Consider the following 18,309-nt stretch of genomic DNA (forward strand, 5'->3'; position numbering starts at 1 on the left):
CAGTCCGGAGGGCGTCTCAGCAGGTCCTACAGGGGTCAGACCGGCCAGTCCATCAGGGTGGAACGGATCAGGAAACGTTTGCCTTCCGGCGCCTCCACCGAAAAGCCGCTGCCCCTCCCGGGAACAACATCCACGGTCAGGTGGGTGTGGCTCCAGTAGCTGAACTGTTCCCTGGACATCCAAAACTCGACGGGCTGGGGTTCCACTCCATCAGCGATGTCGAACAGCCCAAGGAGAACGTCTGCGTCTGCGGTGATGAACTCCCCCGCCGGATAGCACATGGGCGAGGAACCGTCGCAGCAGCCGCCCGACTGGTGGAACATCAGGGGCCCGTGCTGGATCCACAGTTTCCTGAGCAGCTCCACGGCCTCGGCGGTGAGCGCCACCCGGGAGATCTCCTCCCCGGGCAGCGTCACTGCGGCATCAAGCCTCGCCTGTGGCATCAGTACTTGATGACGACGCGGCCGTCGATCTTGCCGTGCTTCATCTCGTCAAGAACGGCGTTGACTTCGGAGAGCTCCCGGGTCGAGACGGTGGGGTGGATCTTGCCCTCCGCGTAGAACTCGAGGGCTTCCTCAAGGTCCTGCCGCGTTCCCACGATGGAACCGCGGACCGTCAGGCCCTTGAGCACGATCTCGAAGATCGGCGCCGGGAAGTCGCCCGGCGGGAGCCCGTTGAACACGATGGTTCCGCCGCGGCGGGCCATGCCGATCGCCTGGCCGAATGCCGACGGGTGCACGGCCGTGACCAGCACGCCGTGGGAGCCGCCGGTTTCCCGCTGGATGACCTCCACGGGGTCCTCGTGCAGGGCGTTGACGGTCAGCTCCGCACCGTGCTTCTTCGCCAAGGCGAGCTTGTCGTCGGCGATGTCCACCGCGGCGACCCGCAGGCCCATGGCAACCGCGTACTGGACCGCGATGTGCCCGAGCCCGCCGATGCCGGAAATGGTGACCCACTGGCCTGGCCTGGCCTCGGTCATCTTCAGGCCCTTGTAGACGGTGACACCGGCGCAAAGCACCGGGGCGACCTCCACGGGATCCGAACCGGCAGGAATACGGGCCGCGAAGCGGGTGTCCACCAGCATGTACTCCCCGAAGGAGCCGTCAACGCTGTACCCGGCATTCTGCTGTGCTTCGCACAACGTTTCCCAGCCGGTCCGGCAGTACTGGCAGTCGCCGCAGGCGGACCAGAGCCAGGCATTGCCCACGAGGTCCCCGACAGCAAGGTCGGTGACGCCTTCGCCAAGGGCAACCACTTCGCCCACGCCCTCGTGGCCGGGGACGAACGGCGGTGACGGCTTGACCGGCCAGTCGCCCTCGGCCGCGTGGAGGTCGGTGTGACAGACACCGGTGGTGATCACCTTCACCAGGGCCTCACCGCGGCCCGGGGTGGGAATGGGAAGGGCCTGGATCTGAAGGTCCTTGCCGAATTCGGTTACTACGGCTGCGTGCATTGTCGTCATCATTGGCGAAATCCTTGCGTCGTTGGTGCCTGGTACTGCGGAAAATGCGTGGTGGTGCTCCAGGATCGGCTTAGAAGAAGCCGAGCTTGTTTTCGTTGTAGCTGACCAGGAGGTTCTTGGTCTGCTGGTAGTGGTCCAGCATCATGGAGTGGTTTTCACGTCCGATGCCGGAGGACTTGTACCCGCCGAACGCGGCGCCGGCCGGGTAGGCGTGGTAGTTGTTGACCCAGACGCGGCCGGCCTGGATCTCGCGGCCGGCACGGTAGGCCACGTTGCCGTTGCGGGACCAGACACCGGCGCCGAGGCCGTAGAGGGTGTCGTTGGCGATTTCCATGGCGTCGTTATAGTCGGTGAAGCGGGCCACGGAGACCACGGGACCGAAGATTTCCTCCTGGAAGATCCGCATCTTGTTGTGGCCTTCGAAGACGGTGGGTTGGACGTAGTAGCCCCCGGCCAGGTCACCCTCAAGCTGGGCGCGGGCACCGCCGGTAAGTACCTTGGCGCCTTCCTGCTTGCCGATGTCGATGTAGGAGAGGATCTTTTCCAGCTGGTCGTTGGAGGCCTGGGCCCCTAGCTGGGTTTCGGTGTCCAGAGGGTTGCCCTGGATGATCTTTTCCACGCGGGCGACGGCGTCGGCCATGAAGGAATCGTAGATGTCTTCCTGGACCAGGGCGCGGGACGGGCAGGTGCAGACTTCGCCCTGGTTGAAGGCGAAGAGCGCGAAGCCTTCCTGCGCCTTGTCGTAGAACGCGTCGTCGGAGTCGGCAACGTCGTTGAAGAAGATGTTGGGGCTCTTGCCGCCGAGCTCCAGCGTGACCGGAATGAGGTTCTGGCTGGCGTACTGGCTGATCAGCCGGCCGGTGGACGTCTCGCCGGTGAAGGCGATCTTGCGGATCCGCGGGCTGGAGGCCAGGGGCTTTCCGGCTTCCACGCCGAAGCCGTTGACCACGTTGAGGACGCCAGCAGGGAGGATGTCGCCGATGAGCTCCATCAGCACCAGGATGGATGCCGGCGTCTGCTCTGCGGGTTTGAGCACCACGGCGTTGCCCGCGGCAAGGGCGGGGGCCAGCTTCCAGACCGCCATCAGGATGGGGAAGTTCCAAGGGATGATCTGACCCACCACACCGAGGGGCTCGTGGTAGTGGTACGCGGTGGTGTCGTCGTCGAGCTGGGACAGCCGGCCCTCCTGGGCACGGACGGCGCTGGCAAAGTAGCGGAAGTGGTCGGCGGCCAGCGGGATGTCCGCGTTGAGCGTTTCGCGGATCGGTTTGCCGTTGTCCCACGATTCAGCGACGGCCAGGAGCTCCAGGTTCTCGTCGATCCGGTCGGCGATCCTGTTCAGGATGGCGGCGCGCTCGGCCACGGAGGTCTTGCCCCAGGAGGGGGCGATCTTGTGGGCGGCATCGAGCGCCAGTTCGATGTCCTCAGCCGTGCCGCGGGCAACTTCGCAGAAGGCCTTGCCGGTGACGGGGGTGATGTTTTCGAAGTACTGGCCCTTGACGGGTGCCACCCATTCGCCGCCGATCCAGTTCTCATAGCGGTCCTTGAAAGTGACCTTCGAACCCGCGGTACCGGGCTGTGCATAGACAGTCATTGCTAGCTCCTTTGCTGTGCAAATCGGTGACCGCACGATGGTTGCGGAAGCCGTTGCACTCAGCGTAGGTGCGGGAAGGTTGCAGCCAGGTTGCAACCATGTGAGTCAGCTCACGTTCCATGTCCTGACGGGCGGCCTTGCGACGACTACCGCGCAGCTACTGCAGCTGCTTGGATGCCGGCTTCAGGTCGCCCGGATCGTTGAACTGGGCAGCCCGCGCCCTATCAGCGGCTCAAGCTTCTTGGCAACCTCGGCAACGTTTCCGTCAAGGCCCCGGTTGAATTCCCCGATGGTGGCTGGCACAGTGCTTCCTTCCGTCGTCGCTGCGGTGAGTCGTCGCTGTGGTGAGTTACAGTGCGGCGCCGCGGGCTTCACGCGCCAAGTTCGGCTTCCAGCCGTTCCAGATCGGCGACGACGGCGGCCCGCTTGGGCGAGCGCGCCGGCAGCAGTTTCAACGCCACAGTCCGGACCCCGACGTCGTCCCTGGCCTCGGGGAGTTCCGCATACTTCAGCAGGGACTCTGCGCTGCCGTCCGTCAGGACGGCTTCCCGCATCAGCGAGGAGACCCGATCCCGGAGTTCCACGATGCCGGGCGCTTCCGAACGCGGCAGCACCGCCCCGCGGTAGATCTCCAGGGCGATCCGGTGGGCACCGCGCTGCAGGCAGCTCAGCACCTGGCCCGTGTCCGGGACCAGATCCATGGTCAGTCTGTACGGGCGGGATGCCGGCACGGCAGCGGGGTTCAGCTGCCGGAGGACTTTGCGCAGGCGCACCATTTCGGCCCGCAGCGTCATGCTGGAACCGTCGCCGGGGTAGATCAACACCGTGAGTTGCTCGGCCGTGAGTCCGTCCGGGTGGGTACTGAGCAGCGCCAGGATTTCGCTGTGCCTTGCGGACAAAGGGACTGTGCGGCCCTCGATGCTCAGGAGCGCCTGGTCCCGGCCCAGCAGCTGGAGGCTGTTGCGGTACAGGCGGCTTTCCGAAGCGGATCCTGACCTGGCCGCGGAACCGGCACTCCGCCGTCGGTCCGGTAGCCGCAGCTGGGCAGCCGCCAGCTGGAGCCGCTCCACGCGCAGCTGCGCCTGCGCCGCAGCGACTGTCGCCTCCACGAGGGACAAAGTGTGCGGGGCCACCGCGGACGCGGTACCCGTAATGTCCACAACGCCCAGCAACGCACCGGAATCCGGGTCATGGAACGGGACAGCCGTACAGCTCCATGGGTGGACGGAGCGTTTGTAGTGTTCGGCCCCGGAGATCTGGAGGCCGCGCCCCAGTGCCAGAGCGGTGCCGGGGGCGCTGGTGCCCACCGTGGCTTCAGACCAGTCGGCGCCCGGCACGAACATCATGCCTTCGGCACGGCGCTGCATGACGGGGTCGCCCTCCACCCAAAGGAGCCGTCCCACCTCATCGCCCACGGCCACGAGCAGCCCGCTGTCATGGCTGGGCTGAATCAGCAGTTTGTGAATGACCGGCATGATGGCCGCGAGCGGATGCTGGCGCCGGTATTCCTCAAGCTCTTCCCGGTCCATGGCCAGGGGCGCTTCGGGGTTGTCCGGGTTGGCATGAAGCTGAACTGAACGCCGCCACGACTCCCGGATCAGGCGCCGCAGTCCTGGAATTTCCTGGGCCCCGTGGAGATCCCGGTCTTCCAGCTGGCTGTCCAGCTGCTCATGGCCTGCCAGGGCACGCCGCTGGACAAGCTCCGCGGCTTCTCTTCCAAGGACCGCCGGGTGGATCACGTTCTTCATTGAACTCCCAGGTGCCGGATTGTTCCGGGCGCAGCGATTAACCACAGCTGCCCCGTGCCGCCCAGTCTAACGACGTCCCCGGAACTCCGCCAGAGGCGGACTTAGCCGCGGGAGATGCCGGTCATTTCTTCGCGCGGCACAACCTTGATGCGTTCGCGCACAACACCGGTGCCGGCCTGTGCTTCAGACCATGCCTCACCTAGGGCTGCTTCATGCGCATTGAGCTTGTTCCAGCCTTCCCAGGTGGTGTATTCGATGCCGCGCTCGTCCAGCAGATGAATGATGGCCTGTGGGTCCGGGTTCTGCGCCGGCGGCAGGGTCAGCCGGTCCTCCAGCAGGAATCCGATGGTTTCCAGGGCATCGCCTTTGGTGTGGCCGATCAGGCCCACGGGTCCGCGCTTGATCCAGCCGGTGGCGTAGATGCCGGGTACCGGATTGCCTTCCGCGTCCAGAACGCGGCCGCCTTCATTGGGAATGACGCCACGCTCGGGATCGTATTCGAGTTCGTCCAACGGGGAGCCGTGGTAGCCGATGGCACGGTACACGGCCTGGACGGGGTAGTTGATGAATTCCCCCGTGCCCTTGACGTTGCCGGTGCCGTCCAGCTGCATGCGTTCAAACCTGATGCCGGCCACCCTGCGGGACGCAGACGGGTTGCCCGCGTCGGAGGTTTCGTCGCTGTAGATTTCCACCGGACTGTGCAGGAAGTGCAGGTGGAGGCGGCGGGAGGACGGCTCCTCGGCTTCGGCGTGCTCTTCCACCAGCCAGTTGGTCATGGTGTTCACCATGGTCTTGATCTGGTTGTTGCTGCGGATGGCCTCATCGGAGGCTTCATCGAACTCGAAATCCTCCGGGTACAGCACGATGTCCACGTCCTGGGCATGGCTCAGTTCGCGCAGCTCCAGCGGCGTGAACTTCACCTGCGCGGGTCCGCGGCGGCCAAAGACGTGCACGTCCGTGACGGGGGAGTTCTTCAGACCGTTGTACACGTTGTCCGGGATCTCAGTGGTCAGCAGCTCGTCCGCGTGCTTGACCAGCATGCGCGCCACATCCAGGGCTACATTTCCGTTGCCGATCACCGCGATTTCCTTGGCGTCCAGCGGCCAGTCGCGGGGGACGTCGGGATGGCCGTCGTACCAGGATACAAAGTCCGCGCCGCCGAAGGATCCATCCAGTTCGACTCCGGGGAGGTTGAGGTCTGCATCCTTGATGGCGCCGGTGGAGAAGATCACAGCGTCGTAGAAAGCCCGGAAGTCATGGAGCGTCAGGTCCCGGCCATAGGTGACGTTGCCCAGGAAGCGGATATCGCCGCGGTCCAGGACCTTGTGCAGCGCGTTCACGATTCCCTTGATGCGGGGATGGTCAGGAGCCACGCCGTAGCGGATGAGTCCGTACGGCGCCGGATATGCCTCGAAGAGGTCAATGCTGACCTCGAAGTCGCCGCCCTTGACCTCGTTGGATTTGGTCAGGATGTCCGCAGCGTAGACACCGGCCGGTCCGGCGCCCACAATGGCAACGCGAAGAGGACGTTTGGGGGTGGTTTCGGCTGAGTTGGACACCGGGAGCCCTTCTGGAACGTGGAGAGTGCGCCGGATGAGTCAGCGCACAGTTCCTTATTCTAAATGTCCGGGCCCGGAACAGCCGCCGATCATGGCCGGAGTCACATAAAACGCCCGGCGAACACCCGCTGGTACAGCAATATGTCCGACCCCTGCATCAGCTGCACCGGCAGCGACTGGATCCGACTCCTGGGCTGCCGGTCCAACGGGGCAGCAAACGTACCAAAACTCGGCGGTAACGTCAGGAAACTCCTGCCCTTACCTCCGCAGCGGCGCACGATCGGCCACGGGATCTTCCTGCTCAGGGCAACATCACACCGGCGGGGCTGGAATAGCCACCCCAGCGGTGGTGTTATTGATCTTGTGCCTACCCCCGACGGATCCTTAACCTCAGCTGCCGCAGCTGTGTCAGGTGCCCCCGCACCGGCCCGCCCCTCGCCCGGCAAACCTCAGACTCTCAAAGCAGTGGACCAGGAGTCGACGGCGGGCATCATGTTCGGAATCGGCGCCTATGGGCTGTGGGGGCTGCTCCCCCTGTACTTCTTTGCGCTGCAGCCCGCCGGAGCCGTCGAAATCGTGGCCAACCGCGTGGTGTGGTCACTGCTGTTCTGCACGCTGCTGATCACCTTGACCCGGTCCTGGCGGGTGCTCGGGGCTGCGTTCAGGGACCGCTCTGTTTTTGGCACGCTGTCCCTCGCTGCCGGGCTCATTGCCGTGAACTGGCTGACCTACACCTATGGCGTGACCACCGGCCAGGCAGTTGAGGCCTCGCTGGGGTACTTCATCAACCCGCTGGTTTCCGTCTTGCTCGGTGTGTTTGTCCTGAAGGAGACACTCCGTCCGCTGCAGTGGGCCGCCGTCGGAATCGGTTTTGTCGCGGTGGTGGTGCTCACCATTTCCTATGGCAAGCTGCCGTGGATCGCACTGACACTGGCGTTCAGTTTCGGACTCTACGGCTTCGTCAAGAAGCGCGTGGGCCCGAAGGTTGACGCCGTTTCGAGCCTCATGGTGGAGACCGTTGTGCTGGCCCCGCTGGCCGCCGCAACCATGATTTTCCTCGCCCTCAGCGGCACAGCCACCCTGGCGGCCAACGGCTCATCACATTTCTGGCTCCTGGTGGCCTCGGGAGTCATCACTGCCGTGCCGCTGCTGTTCTTCGGCGCCTCAGCCCGCAGGCTGCCCATGACCACCATCGGCCTTCTCCAGTACTTCGCCCCGCTGCTGCAGTTCATCGTGGCACTCGCAGTTTTCCGGGAAGCCATGACCACGGACCGCTGGATCGGTTTCAGTATTGTCTGGCTGGCGCTCCTGGTCCTCACCGCGGACATGCTCCGGAACGCCCGGAAGAACTCGCTTGCCCGGAAGCTGGCCAAACGCAGCAAGCGGGCAACTGCAGTCTGAAGACGCTGACCTGGAAGAATGAGGTGCGGCGGCTCAGGTCTCCGGCATCGAGTCCACTCGCACGTAATCGCGCGGTACAACCACCATGGGCACCGGCAGGGCCCGCAGCATCTTGTTGGCGGTGCTGCCGATAAACAGCCTGTTCTTCTCGGCCAGGCGTGATGAGCCGATGATCATGATTTCGCCGTCGTCCCATTCGAGGTCGTCAATCGCTTCCTCGAAGGTCCGCCCGTGCGCCACTGCCACCGAGACCTGATGGCCTTCGGGCAGCCGGTGCGCGGCTTCTGACAGGACAGTGTTGGCATGGATATGCGCGGCGTTAATTGCCTCGCCGCTGTCCCCTTCGCCGTCGAGTTCCAGCAGCGAGACCAGGCGCAGCGGGACGCCGCGGCGGTTGGCGGCACCGATGGCGGTATCGATAGCGGCGTCGGCACCGCCCCGCTGCCCCACAGCCAGGGTCAGCCGTGAAATGGGGTCCGTGCGGCGGTAACCGCGGGGAGCCAACGCCACCGGCACGGGAGAAGCATGGAGGAGGGCGTTGGCCACACTGCCCACACTGTACCGCTTGAAGAGGCCGTTGTTGGCGGCGCCCACCACAATCAGCCCGGCCTTGCTTTCAACAGCGACATCGATGAGGCCCGCAGCAAAGGAGTGGGCGTTGCGGACGTGGAACTCGACGCCGATGTCTTCCGGAACGAGGGCCAGGCCCTTCCGCCGAGCTGTCAGGACTTCCTGTTCGGCCGCGCTGACCCCACTGCCCTCGGGGTTTGACGCGACGTGGGGCGAGTGCCGGTCCACCACGTAGATGAGGTCCAGGTGTGCGCCCTGGGCCCCGGCCATGGCTGAGGCCAGAGCGACGGCATCCGCGCCTCGTTCGTTGGGTGTGTAGCCAACTACATATCGCATGTAAGACCCCTCTTTGGGCTTGATGCAGAAGCCGGCGCTGCCAGGGCTTCCCGGGCAGCGCCGGCCGGTCTGCGTTGGTCCAGTGGTATTTGTACAGTGGTAGGGATGACTCTACCCGCGCAAACACAGACCGGAAGGGCCAGCCGAAAACGGTTAGGCGTTGCCCCTGATGGCCGCGGCAAGCACGTCGAGGCCGTCGTTGAGCAGCTCGTCGCCGATGACCAGCGGGGGCAGCAGCCGGATGACATTGCCGTAGGTTCCGCACGTGAGGATGATGACACCCTCCTTGAGGCACGCAGCGGCTACGGCCTTGGTGAGCTCGGCATCCGGTTCGTTGGTCCCGGCCTTGACCAGCTCAATGGCCAGCATGGCGCCGCGGCCACGGATGTCGCCGATCACGGAGACCTCCTGTGCCAAGGTGCGCAGGCGCGCTACGGCAATTTCCTCGATGTGGCGGGCCCGGGCGTTGAGGTCATATTCCTCCATGGAGCCGATTGCGGCTAGCGCTGCAGCACAGGCCACCGGGTTGCCGCCGTAGGTGCCGCCCAAGCCGCCGGGGTGGACGGCGTCGAGCAGTTCCGCACGTCCGGTGATCGCGGACAGCGGCATGCCGCCGGCGATGCCCTTGGCCATGGTGATGATGTCCGGGACAACACCCTCGTGGTTGACCGCGAACCATTCGCCGGTGCGGCAGAAGCCGGACTGGACCTCGTCGGCGATGAACACAACACCCTTGTCCTTGGCCCATTCGGCCAGTGCCGGCAGGAAACCGTCGGCCGGGACGATGAAGCCGCCCTCGCCCTGGATGGGTTCGATGATGATCGCGGCAACCTGGTCGCCGCCGATCTGCTTCTCGATCATGGTGATGGCGCGTTTGGCAGCCTCGGCGCCGGTGATTGCCGGGTTTTCCTCACGGAACGGGTAGCTCATGGGCATGCGGTAGACCTCGGGCGCAAACGGGCCGAAGTTGGTCTTGTACGGCATGGCCTTCGCGGTCAGCGCCATGGTCAGGTTGGTGCGGCCGTGGTAGGCGTGGTCAAAAGCGACGACGGCGTCACGGCCGGTGGCCAGGCGGGCCACCTTGACGGCGTTTTCCACCGCTTCGGCGCCGGAGTTGAACAGCACCGTTCGCTTCTCGTGGTCGCCGGGGGTGAGGCGGTTCAGCAGCTCGGCGACGGCCACATAGCCTTCGTACGGGGTGACCATAAAACAGGTGTGGGTGAAGTGCTCCACGGCTTCCTTCACGGCGCCGACGACGGCGGGATCTGACGCGCCGACGCTGGTCACCGCGATGCCTGAACCCAGGTCAATGAAGGAGTTGCCGTCGACGTCGTGGATGATGCCGCCGTCGGCGTCGGCAACAAACACCGGAACGCTGGAGGCAACGCCGGCAGCGACAACAGCCTTGCGGCGCTCGGTCAGAGCCACGGATTTGGGACCCGGGAAGTCCGCCTGGACTCGGCGTTTCTGCTCGAGACGGTAGGTTATTTCATTCGCGGTTGTAGTCATGGGACTGCCTTTCTGGATCTGTGACCGGTCTGGGTCTGGACAAGCTCGACCACCGGGAGGGACGGGGTTCTATGCGTGGGGGTTATGCATCTGAGTTACGCGACTGAGTTAGTTAGGCGTCAAGCGCGCTCATCACGTGCTTGATGCGCGTGTAGTCCTCGACGCCGTACATCGAGAGGTCCTTGCCATAGCCCGACTGCTTGAAGCCGCCGTGCGGCATCTCCGCGGCGAGCAGGATGTGGGTGTTGATCCAGACGGCCCCGAAGTCCAGATCGCGGCTCACGCGCATGGCCGTGCCGTGGTCCGTGGTCCAGACGCTGGACGCGAGGGCGTATTCGACGTCGTTGGCCAGTTCCACGGCCTCTTCCTCGGTGCTGAACTTCTGCACGGTGATGACCGGGCCGAAGGTTTCCTGCTGGACCACGCTGTCTGTCTGTTTCGCTCCGGTGATGATGGTGGCCTCAAAGAAGAAGCCCTTGTCCCCGGCCCGACGGCCGCCGGTTTCGATGTGGCAGTTTTCCGGCAGCGACTCCACAACGGCGTTGACGGCGTTGAAGTGGTTGACGTTGTTCAGCGGACCGAAGTAGTTGTCTTCATCGTTCTGCGAGCCGGTGTGCAGGGTCTTGGTGTGTTCCACCATGGCTGCCACGACGTCGTCGTGCACTTCGTCCTGGACCAGCACCCGGGTGATGGCGGTGCAGTCCTGGCCGGCGTTGAAGAACGCGAACTCGGCAATGGCCGCTGCGCTCTTTTTGATGTCGGCGTCCTTGAACACGATGGCCGGGGCCTTGCCTCCGAGCTCCAGGTGGGCGCGCTTGAGCCCTTTGGCGGCCCCGGACGCGACGGCGATGCCGGCCCGGACGGAGCCGGTGATGGAGACCAGGCCGGGCACTTTGTGCTCCACCATGAGCGCACCGGTTGCACCGGTGCCCAGGACAACGTTCAGAACGCCGGCCGGGAAGATGTCCTTGGCCAGCTTCGCCAGGACCAGGGTGGATTCCGGGGTGGTGTCCGAAGGCTTGAGGACCACGGTATTGCCGGCGGCCAGGGCCGGGCCGATCTTCCAGATGGCCATCAGGAACGGGTAGTTCCACGGGGCCACCTGCGCCACAACGCCGATCGGCTCGCGGCGTACGTAGGAAGTGTGACCCTCGAAGTACTCGCCGGCAGACTTGCCTTCAAGGATGCGGGCGGCACCGGCGAAGAACCGCAGCTGATCGGCGCCGGCGGCCACTTCCTCGGAGGCGATGAGGCTCCGGACCTGGCCGGTGTTGCGGTGCTGGGCCTCGACGAGCTCATCGCTGTTCGCTTCCACTGCATCGGCAAGCTTGAGCAGCATCAGCTGCCGCTGGGCAGGAGTGGTGTGCTTCCAGCTCCTGAACGCATCCTTGGCGGCGGTCATGGCGGAGTCGATGTCCGCTTCAACGGAAATGGGCGACGTGGCCACCACTTCACCGTTGGTGGGATTCACGATGTCAAGCAGTCCGGTACCGGCGGGGGTGACGAACTCGCCGTTGATGAAGTTCTGCAAGGTTTGAACCACGGTGTACAACCTCTTTCCTGCGCACCTGTGAGGCGCGGGCATTGGTGATGCGACTGGTTCGAGCCTATGCCAGCGCAAAGGTGCAGGGAATAGCCACCTGCACACCCTTGGCCGAAATGTTTAGTGCGGTTGTCCAGCCCGGGCTATTCTGTGGACATGGCAATCTCCCTCGCCGCCCTGTTGGCTGTGCACTCCCTCCAGCTGAAGAAATCAGGCCTGGCCGAGACCACCTGGCACCAGGACATCCATTGGGTTGCTGTCACCGAGCAGGAGGATCCGCAGCGTTTCCTGAACGGCGGAGAGCTGGTACTCACCACCGGAATGCGGCTACGCAGTGCGCCCGAGCAGCGGCGGTTTGTCCGTCAGGTCCAGCGTGCGGGGGCCGTGGGAATCGGCTTCGGTGTGGGACTCACCCACGACGCCGTTCCGCCGGCCTTGATCGCCGAAGCCAACCGCTGGGGCCTGCCGGTGGTGGAAGTCCCCTACGAGACCCCGTTCATCGCCATCGGCAAACTCGTGGCCGATGCGCAGTCGGCTGACCACTACTCCAAGCTGGAACGCCTTATTGCCGGCCACCAGGTCCTGGCCCGTGCGCTTCTGACCGGCGGCGGGCTGGCCGAACTCCTCAAGCACCTCGGCGGCATGCTGCGCACTGAAATTGTCCTGACGCAGTTCACGGCGCAGCTCTTCAACAGCGGCACCGATGCCCCCACAGCGGATACCTGGGCGTCCTACCCCATTCCCACCGGCCGCCGGGATGCGTGCACGCTGTGGGCCAAACAGCCTTTCGAGGATTCCGGCATTGTGGGCTACGCCCAGAACCTCATCAGTGTTGAACTCAACAACATGGTCAAACAGCGCCAGGCGCAGCGCGCCCTGTGCGGCCAGGTGCTGGAAGACGTGATCCACGGGACCCTGGAGCCCAGTGAGGCATCGCGTAGGCTCGCCGGCATCGGCGTCAACAGCACCCGGAAAAACGTAGTCCTGCTTGCCGTGTCCCCAGCGCACCACAAGCAGCTGGCGAGTACGTCGGTCCCGCGGCCGCTGGAGAACGCCGTGGCCGCCGTGGCCGGGAAGGACCTTATGGTGGTGATCAACGACGACGGCGGCAGCGCCGCTGCGCTGGCACGGAACCTGAGCGATCACCTGGCTGAGGCAGGAATCCACGCAACCATCGGCATCGGCGGAGCGTACACCAAGCCGAACGGGCTGCGCTGGAGCTACTTTGAAGCACGCGATGCCGCCGGCCATGGCCTCCCCGTCAATGAGCCCGAGCGCCTGAGCCTGACATCGCTGCTGCTGGCCAGCGAAGACGTACCGCTGGCGGACATGGCGAACGAATGCCTCGATCCGCTGAGGACGTTTGACCGCACCCATGGCGCCGAGCTGATGACCACGCTGGAAAGTTATCTGAACAACAATGGCTCAGTGGCCGCCGTCGCTGAGGACCTGACACTGCACCGGAACACCGTCCGCTACCGGCTGGCCCAGATCACCGAGATGACGGGTTATGACCCGTCCGTCACGGCCGACCGCGTGCAGCTCTGGCTGGCCCTTGCCGTTTACAGGCTGGGCACGAGGCGCCCGGGCTGACTCCTCCGCCGAAGAGCAACGCGGGGTCACTTACGGCCCATTCCGGCTGCTCAATTGGGCCGTAAGTGACCCCGCCTTGCCGGAGACCCGCGTTGCCGGAGATCTTCACCACAGAATTCCAGCCATCAAACGTCTAACGTCTAATGTTTAAGCATGGCAATCAGCACGCAAGGAATACCGGAAACCCCCGCAACACCCTCTCCCGGCCCGGGAGCACGCCGTCGGCCGGTGGTAATCGTCGCGGGGATCGTTGCCGTGGTGCTCATTGGCCTGAACCTCCGCGCCGGCATCACCAGCGCCGCTGCGCTATTCCACGACCTTCAGCAGGTGCTCGGATATGGCCCGGTGGTGGCCTCGGTCCTGCCCACCATCCCCCTGCTGTGCTTCGCCTTTGCCGGGCTGGGGACGTCGTGGCTGGCGCGCCGGATCGGTGTCGAGAAGGCCATCCTGGTGGCGCTGATCCTGCTCGCCGCCGGCCTGCTCATCCGGGCGGTGCCCACCACAGGAGCGCTGCTGGCCGGAACCGTGGTGGCCATGTCCGGTCTCGCCGTCTGCAACGTGGCCATGCCGTCGTTTATCCGCGAACACTACGCCGCGAAGACCCCCCTGATGACGGGGCTGTACACCTTCACCATGTCAGGCGGCGCAACGCTGGCGGCCGCGGCCAGCGTCCCGCTGGCCCAGCAACTGGGCTCGCCGTCGCTTGGCCTCGCCTTCTGGGGAATCCTGGGCGTCGCGGCCCTTCTGGGCTTCCTGCCCGTGGTGCTCCATACCCACCGGAACTTCACCCGGAATAGCTCTGCCCGGGTGCCCATGCTGCCTTTGCTGCGGACCCGGCTGGGCTTCCTGATCACCACCACCTTCACGTTCCAGGGCTTCCTCGCTTATGGCGTGATGAGCTGGTTCGCCTATGTCCTGACGAGCGAGGGCCTGAGCGCGGCCGAAAGCGGGCTGCAGTTCGGCCTGATGCAGTTTGTCTCCGTCGCCGCCGGCATGCTGCTGCTGGCTCTTGGATCCCGCAGGGGGATGCTTCGCCCGGCGATGTATATCGCCAGCGGCTCCACGATTGCAGGCATTGCGGCCCTGATGTTTCTCCCCACCACATTTGCTGCCGTTTCTGCCGTGCTCTCGGGCGTAGGGCTGGGCATCTTCCCGCTCGTACTGATGATCATCAGCCGCAGCGGCCGCTCGACGGCCGAAACCACCGCCCTGTCCACGATTGCGCAGTCGCTGGGCTACCTGTTCGCTGCCTTGGGGCCGTTCGGCGTCGGAATCCTGCACAGTGCCACCGGCACCTGGACCCTGCCATTGGGGCTGCTGATGTTGGCGGGCGCGGCCCTGATGGTGTCCTGCCACCTGCTGACAAGTAAACACACGCGGCTCACCGCCGGCCCGAGGAGCGTCGCATGAGCCTCACGCCCTCCAACCGGCCGGCGCTTGCCGAAGAAGTCACGGCCAAGCTGCGCCAGATGATCCACTCCGGGGAATGGCTGCTGCAGCACAAGATTCCCTCAGAACCCGAGCTGATGGCGGGGCTCGGCGTCTCGCGCGGCACACTGCGCGAAGCCATCAAAGCGCTGGCCCACAGCGGAATGCTGGAAGTCCGGCGCGGTGACGGCACCTATGTGCGGGCCACCAGCGAGATCTCCGGAACTGCCAAGCGCCTGTACCGGGAACACACCCAGGCCCACATTATTGAGGTCCGGGTGGGTTTGGACACCCAGGCTGCCCGGCTGTCCGCGCGCCACGCCACGCCGATGGACGTTGCCGCGATGCGGGAGCTCCTCAAGACCCGCCGCGACGCATGGAACTCCGCTGACTACCCGGGCTGGGCGCTGGCGGACTGGGAGTTCCACGAACTCGTGGCCCAGGCCTCCTGCAATCCCCTGCTGCACGAGCTATATGCCAGCTTTGGCGGGGTTTTCCATAACGACCTGCTCCGGCAGCAGCTCAAGTCCGGGTTCGATGGCCTCCCGCACGAGGGACACGGAGAACTGGTGGACGCCATCGAGGCCGGCGACGCGGAAGCAGCCGTCGCCAGCGTCAACCGCAACCTGAACTCCTGCGCCGAGTGGGCCTAAACGCCTGAGCTAATCCCGTTGCTCTATCACCTTTGGTCCCTATAACAGAGGTTTGGATACCAAGAGTGATAGAGCAAGCAGGAAGGGACGGGCTCAGACGTTCGCAGCCACACCGTCGCGGGCGATGCCGACCATGTCCTCGCGGGGCACCACCTTGATGCGCTCACGCTTGACCTCGACGCCGTGGGATCCACCGGCCGTGGTGGCCCCGGCGCCCAGGGCGAGTTCGTGCGCGTCCAGTGCCAGCCAGCCTTCCCAGCTGGTGTACTGCACGCCACGGCTTTCAAGAAGTTCGACGACGGCGCTGGCCGCGGGTGCCGCAGCAACCGGCAGGTTTTCGCGGTCTTCCAGGAGGTGAGTCACGGTTTCCAGGGCGTCGCCCTTGGTGTGGCCGATCAGGCCCACGGGGCCGCGCTTGATCCAGCCGGTGGCGTAAATGCCCGGCACGTGCGTTCCGGCGGCGTCAAGCACACGGCCGCCGTCGTTCGGGACAACACCCTTCTTGTGGTCGAACTCGACCTCCGGCAGGGCGGAACCAAAGTACCCGATGGAGCGGTACACGGCCTGGACCGGGTAGTCCACGAACTCTCCGGTGCCTCGGGCCTTGCCCGTGCCGTCCAGCTCGGTGCGCTCAAACTTGATGCCGGCGACGCGGCCGGGAGTCTCGGCGTCGTCGTACACCTCAACGGGACTGTGCAGGAAGTGCAGGTGCAGGCGTCGGGAGGCCGTGAGCTCGGAGAGGTCCTCGGGCTGCTCGGCGATCCAGTTGGCGAGCGTGCCCACCATGGTTTTGATCTGGTTGTTGCTCTGGATCTGGCGGTCGGATTCCTCGTCGAACTCGAAGTCCTCCGCATACAGGATGATGTCCACGTCCTTGGAGTGGGACAGCTCGCGCAGCTCCAGCGGCGTGAACTTCACCTGGGCCGGACCCCGGCGGCCGAACACATGCACGTCGGTGACCGGCGAGGACTTCAGGCCGGCGTAGACGTTGTCCGGGATTTCGGAGACCAGGAGGTGATCGGCGTGCTTGGAGAGCATGCGCGCCACGTCCAGGGCCACGTTGCCGTTGCCGATCACCGCGACTTCCTTGGCGTCCAGCGGCCATTCGCGCGAAACATCCGGGTGGCCGTCGTACCAGGAGACGAAGTCCGCGCCGCCGTAGGAAGCCTCGAGCTCGATGCCCGGGATGTTCAGGTCCGCGTCCTTGATGGCTCCGGTGGCGAAGACGACGGCGTCGTAGTGGGTGCGGAGATCCTCGATGGAGAGGTCCGTGCCGTAGTCCACATTGCCGAAGAACCTGATGTCTCCCCGGTCCAGGACCTTGTGCAGGGCGTTGACGATGCCCTTGATGCGCGGGTGGTCCGGGGCGACCCCGTAGCGGATCAGGCCGTAGGGCGCCGGGTAGCGGTCGAAGAGGTCGATGCTGACGGTCAGCTCGCCGCTCTTGACGGCCTCGCTCTTCGTCAGAATGTCGGCTGCGTAAACTCCGGCCGGGCCGGAGCCCACAACGGCCACTCGCAGCGGACGTTCGGCAGTTCCTACGGTGGTGCTAGTTGACACGGCTGTGTTCCTTTGTTCTGTCACGGTCTTCAGGGGCTACGGGGTGAGGACTGGGGTGTTCGGGGCGGGGACGCGGGGGCTGTTCGGGGCGGTGGTGCTGTAGTCCGCAATCTTGAAGTGCGACGGCGCAAACGGGCTGACGCGGACAACGTCACCGATCACAATCACCGCAGGATTCGCGACGCCGGTGGCCTCGGCCTGGTCAGCAATGGAACCGAGGGTGCCGATGGTCACGCGCTGATTCGGCAGGTAGCCGTTCTCAACAATACCCACCGGAGTGCCCAGGGGCAGACCCGCGCCGGCCAGTGCCGCCGCTGACTGGCGGAGCTGGGAAACACCCATCAGCAGCACCACGGTATGGTCCGGACGGGCCGGAACCTCGGACAATTCCTCGTGGCCGGTGACCACGCTGAAACCCTTGGCCAGCCCGCGGTGCGTCACCGGAATGCCGGCAGCCGCAGGGACGGAAATTGCCGACGTCACGCCGGAGACCACTTCAACCTCGACGCCGTGCTGCCGGCAGTATTCGGCTTCCTCGCCGCCGCGGCCCAGGACGTAGGGGTCGCCGCCCTTGAGCCGGACCACGCGGTTTCCGGCGAGCGCCTCAGCGACCAGGATCCGGTTAATTTCGGCTTGCGGAACAGGGTGGTGGCCGGGGGTCTTGCCCACTTCGATGATGCGGACGTCCGGCGCGAGTTCGTTCAGGAGCCCGCGGGGGCCGAGGCGGTCGGCCACCACGACATCGGCCTGGCCGAGCAGACGGCGGCCGCGGACGGTGATGAGGCCGGTATCGCCGGGACCTCCGCCGACCAGGGCTACGGAACCGTTGGCCGAGCCTGCCGAGGCTCCGGACTTCCGGCGGCGGCGAAGCGGGAGGTCGCCCGTTTCCAACGCTGTGGCCACGGCGTCGCGCAGGGCCATGGCGCGGCGCGGGTCTCCGCCGGCGTTGACGGCGATCTGCACGTCATCCACCACGGCGACGGCGGGCGTCCAGGCAGCGGAAGCTTCGTGATCGGAGGCGTTGACGCACCAGACGCGCTGCGCTTCGGCGTCGGCCGCCACCTGGCTGTCCACAGCAGGAGTGCCGGTGGCGGTCTGAACGAACCAGACGCCGTCGACGTCGGAAGAAACGTAAGCGCGGCGCTCCCAAGTGAGGAGGCCGGCGTCGGCCAGTTCAGTAAGAGCGGCGGAGGCAACAGGTGCCACAACGGTGACGCGGGCACCGGCGTCGAGCAGCCCTTTGGCGCGGCGCGTGGCGACGGGTCCGCCGCCCACCACCAGCACGGGGCGGCCCAGCAGGCGCAGTGCCGTGGGGTAAATGTCCTGAATTGCCATAAATCGACGATAGGGCCG

14 protein-coding genes are annotated in these 18,309 nt (G+C 65.4%); 4 read left to right on the forward strand and 10 right to left on the reverse strand.

Annotated elements, in window-relative coordinates; genetic code table 11:
- Nucleotides 1-35: 35 nt before the first annotated feature.
- The 5 genes from ACQCST_RS15905 to ACQCST_RS15925 all read right to left on the reverse strand — a co-directional run bounded on the left by ACQCST_RS15905 (nucleotide 36) and on the right by ACQCST_RS15925 (nucleotide 6,363).
- The gene (locus ACQCST_RS15905; protein WP_426996697.1) at nucleotides 36-443 is read right to left on the reverse strand and encodes a DUF779 domain-containing protein; all 408 of its coding nucleotides are present in this window, start codon (nucleotides 441-443) and stop codon (nucleotides 36-38) included.
- Complete coding sequence (adhP, locus tag ACQCST_RS15910) at nucleotides 443-1,465, reverse strand: alcohol dehydrogenase AdhP (RefSeq protein WP_426996698.1); 1,023 nt, start codon at nucleotides 1,463-1,465, stop codon at nucleotides 443-445. Before adhP ends, ACQCST_RS15905 begins: the two co-directional genes overlap by 1 nt.
- 67 nt (nucleotides 1,466-1,532) lie before the next feature.
- Nucleotides 1,533-3,056 (reverse strand): acetaldehyde dehydrogenase ExaC, encoded by a 1,524-nt coding sequence (exaC, locus tag ACQCST_RS15915; RefSeq protein ID WP_426996699.1) that lies wholly within the window; start codon nucleotides 3,054-3,056, stop codon nucleotides 1,533-1,535.
- A gap of 371 nt (nucleotides 3,057-3,427) precedes the next feature.
- Complete coding sequence (locus ACQCST_RS15920) at nucleotides 3,428-4,804, reverse strand: GAF domain-containing protein (RefSeq protein ID WP_426996700.1); 1,377 nt, start codon at nucleotides 4,802-4,804, stop codon at nucleotides 3,428-3,430.
- A 101-nt stretch (nucleotides 4,805-4,905) separates the two neighbouring features.
- On the reverse strand, nucleotides 4,906-6,363 hold the full coding sequence (locus ACQCST_RS15925; RefSeq protein WP_426996701.1) for an FAD-dependent oxidoreductase: 1,458 nt from the start codon (nucleotides 6,361-6,363) through the stop codon (nucleotides 4,906-4,908).
- Nucleotides 6,364-6,828: 465 nt separating this feature from the next.
- Between ACQCST_RS15925 and rarD the strand changes: the two genes are divergently transcribed.
- Nucleotides 6,829-7,764, forward strand: a complete 936-nt coding sequence (gene rarD, locus ACQCST_RS15930; RefSeq protein WP_426996702.1) for an EamA family transporter RarD — start codon at nucleotides 6,829-6,831, stop codon at nucleotides 7,762-7,764.
- A 33-nt stretch (nucleotides 7,765-7,797) separates the two neighbouring features.
- On the opposite strand, the gene ACQCST_RS15935 is transcribed toward rarD, so the two are convergent.
- The 3 genes from ACQCST_RS15935 to ACQCST_RS15945 all read right to left on the reverse strand — a co-directional run bounded on the left by ACQCST_RS15935 (nucleotide 7,798) and on the right by ACQCST_RS15945 (nucleotide 11,722).
- Nucleotides 7,798-8,670 (reverse strand): universal stress protein, encoded by an 873-nt coding sequence (locus ACQCST_RS15935; RefSeq protein ID WP_426996703.1) that lies wholly within the window; start codon nucleotides 8,668-8,670, stop codon nucleotides 7,798-7,800.
- A 153-nt stretch (nucleotides 8,671-8,823) separates the two neighbouring features.
- Complete coding sequence (gabT, locus tag ACQCST_RS15940; RefSeq protein WP_426996704.1) at nucleotides 8,824-10,179, reverse strand: 4-aminobutyrate--2-oxoglutarate transaminase; 1,356 nt, start codon at nucleotides 10,177-10,179, stop codon at nucleotides 8,824-8,826.
- A gap of 112 nt (nucleotides 10,180-10,291) precedes the next feature.
- On the reverse strand, nucleotides 10,292-11,722 hold the full coding sequence (locus ACQCST_RS15945) for a gamma-aminobutyraldehyde dehydrogenase (protein ID WP_426996705.1): 1,431 nt from the start codon (nucleotides 11,720-11,722) through the stop codon (nucleotides 10,292-10,294).
- 156 nt (nucleotides 11,723-11,878) lie between these two features.
- Between ACQCST_RS15945 and ACQCST_RS15950 the strand changes: the two genes are divergently transcribed.
- The 3 genes from ACQCST_RS15950 to ACQCST_RS15960 all read left to right on the forward strand — a co-directional run bounded on the left by ACQCST_RS15950 (nucleotide 11,879) and on the right by ACQCST_RS15960 (nucleotide 15,396).
- Nucleotides 11,879-13,315 carry a PucR family transcriptional regulator gene (locus ACQCST_RS15950; protein WP_426996706.1) on the forward strand — a complete coding sequence of 479 codons (1,437 nt, stop codon included), beginning with the start codon at nucleotides 11,879-11,881 and terminating at the stop codon, nucleotides 13,313-13,315.
- Nucleotides 13,316-13,468: 153 nt separating this feature from the next.
- Nucleotides 13,469-14,725: an MFS transporter gene (locus tag ACQCST_RS15955; RefSeq protein WP_426996707.1), complete on the forward strand. Its 1,257-nt coding sequence runs from the start codon at nucleotides 13,469-13,471 to the stop codon at nucleotides 14,723-14,725.
- On the forward strand, nucleotides 14,722-15,396 hold the full coding sequence (locus ACQCST_RS15960; RefSeq protein WP_426996709.1) for a FadR/GntR family transcriptional regulator: 675 nt from the start codon (nucleotides 14,722-14,724) through the stop codon (nucleotides 15,394-15,396). The genes ACQCST_RS15955 and ACQCST_RS15960 overlap by 4 nt, the downstream gene beginning before the upstream one ends.
- A 93-nt stretch (nucleotides 15,397-15,489) precedes the next feature.
- Here the strand turns inward: ACQCST_RS15960 and ACQCST_RS15965 are convergent, their stop codons facing one another.
- Together ACQCST_RS15965 and cobA are read right to left on the reverse strand one after the other, a co-directional pair.
- Entirely contained in the window at nucleotides 15,490-16,956 is a 1,467-nt protein-coding gene (locus ACQCST_RS15965; RefSeq protein ID WP_426996710.1) for an FAD-dependent oxidoreductase, read from the reverse strand.
- Nucleotides 16,957-16,992: 36 nt separating this feature from the next.
- Complete coding sequence (cobA, locus tag ACQCST_RS15970; RefSeq protein WP_426996711.1) at nucleotides 16,993-18,291, reverse strand: uroporphyrinogen-III C-methyltransferase; 1,299 nt, start codon at nucleotides 18,289-18,291, stop codon at nucleotides 16,993-16,995.
- Between the last annotated feature and the right edge of the window lie 18 nt (nucleotides 18,292-18,309).

It is taken from the genome of Pseudarthrobacter sp. N5, assembly GCF_050157035.1.
In the GTDB taxonomy this organism is placed as follows: Bacteria; Actinomycetota; Actinomycetes; order Actinomycetales; family Micrococcaceae; genus Arthrobacter.

What these genes read in the sequence shown, in the direction of transcription:
- ACQCST_RS15960 (WP_426996709.1), top strand. Translation starts at nt 14,722, where the DNA reads ATGAGCCTCACGCCCTCCAACCGGCCGGCGCTTGCCGAAGAAGTCACG.
- ACQCST_RS15905 (WP_426996697.1), bottom strand. Translation starts at nt 443, where the DNA reads ATGCCACAGGCGAGGCTTGATGCCGCAGTGACGCTGCCCGGGGAGGAG.
- gabT (WP_426996704.1), bottom strand. Translation starts at nt 10,179, where the DNA reads ATGACTACAACCGCGAATGAAATAACCTACCGTCTCGAGCAGAAACGC.
- ACQCST_RS15920 (WP_426996700.1), bottom strand. Translation starts at nt 4,804, where the DNA reads ATGAAGAACGTGATCCACCCGGCGGTCCTTGGAAGAGAAGCCGCGGAG.
- ACQCST_RS15950 (WP_426996706.1), top strand. Translation starts at nt 11,879, where the DNA reads ATGGCAATCTCCCTCGCCGCCCTGTTGGCTGTGCACTCCCTCCAGCTG.
- exaC (WP_426996699.1), bottom strand. Translation starts at nt 3,056, where the DNA reads ATGACTGTCTATGCACAGCCCGGTACCGCGGGTTCGAAGGTCACTTTC.
- ACQCST_RS15935 (WP_426996703.1), bottom strand. Translation starts at nt 8,670, where the DNA reads ATGCGATATGTAGTTGGCTACACACCCAACGAACGAGGCGCGGATGCC.
- ACQCST_RS15955 (WP_426996707.1), top strand. Translation starts at nt 13,469, where the DNA reads ATGGCAATCAGCACGCAAGGAATACCGGAAACCCCCGCAACACCCTCT.
- adhP (WP_426996698.1), bottom strand. Translation starts at nt 1,465, where the DNA reads ATGATGACGACAATGCACGCAGCCGTAGTAACCGAATTCGGCAAGGAC.
- cobA (WP_426996711.1), bottom strand. Translation starts at nt 18,291, where the DNA reads ATGGCAATTCAGGACATTTACCCCACGGCACTGCGCCTGCTGGGCCGC.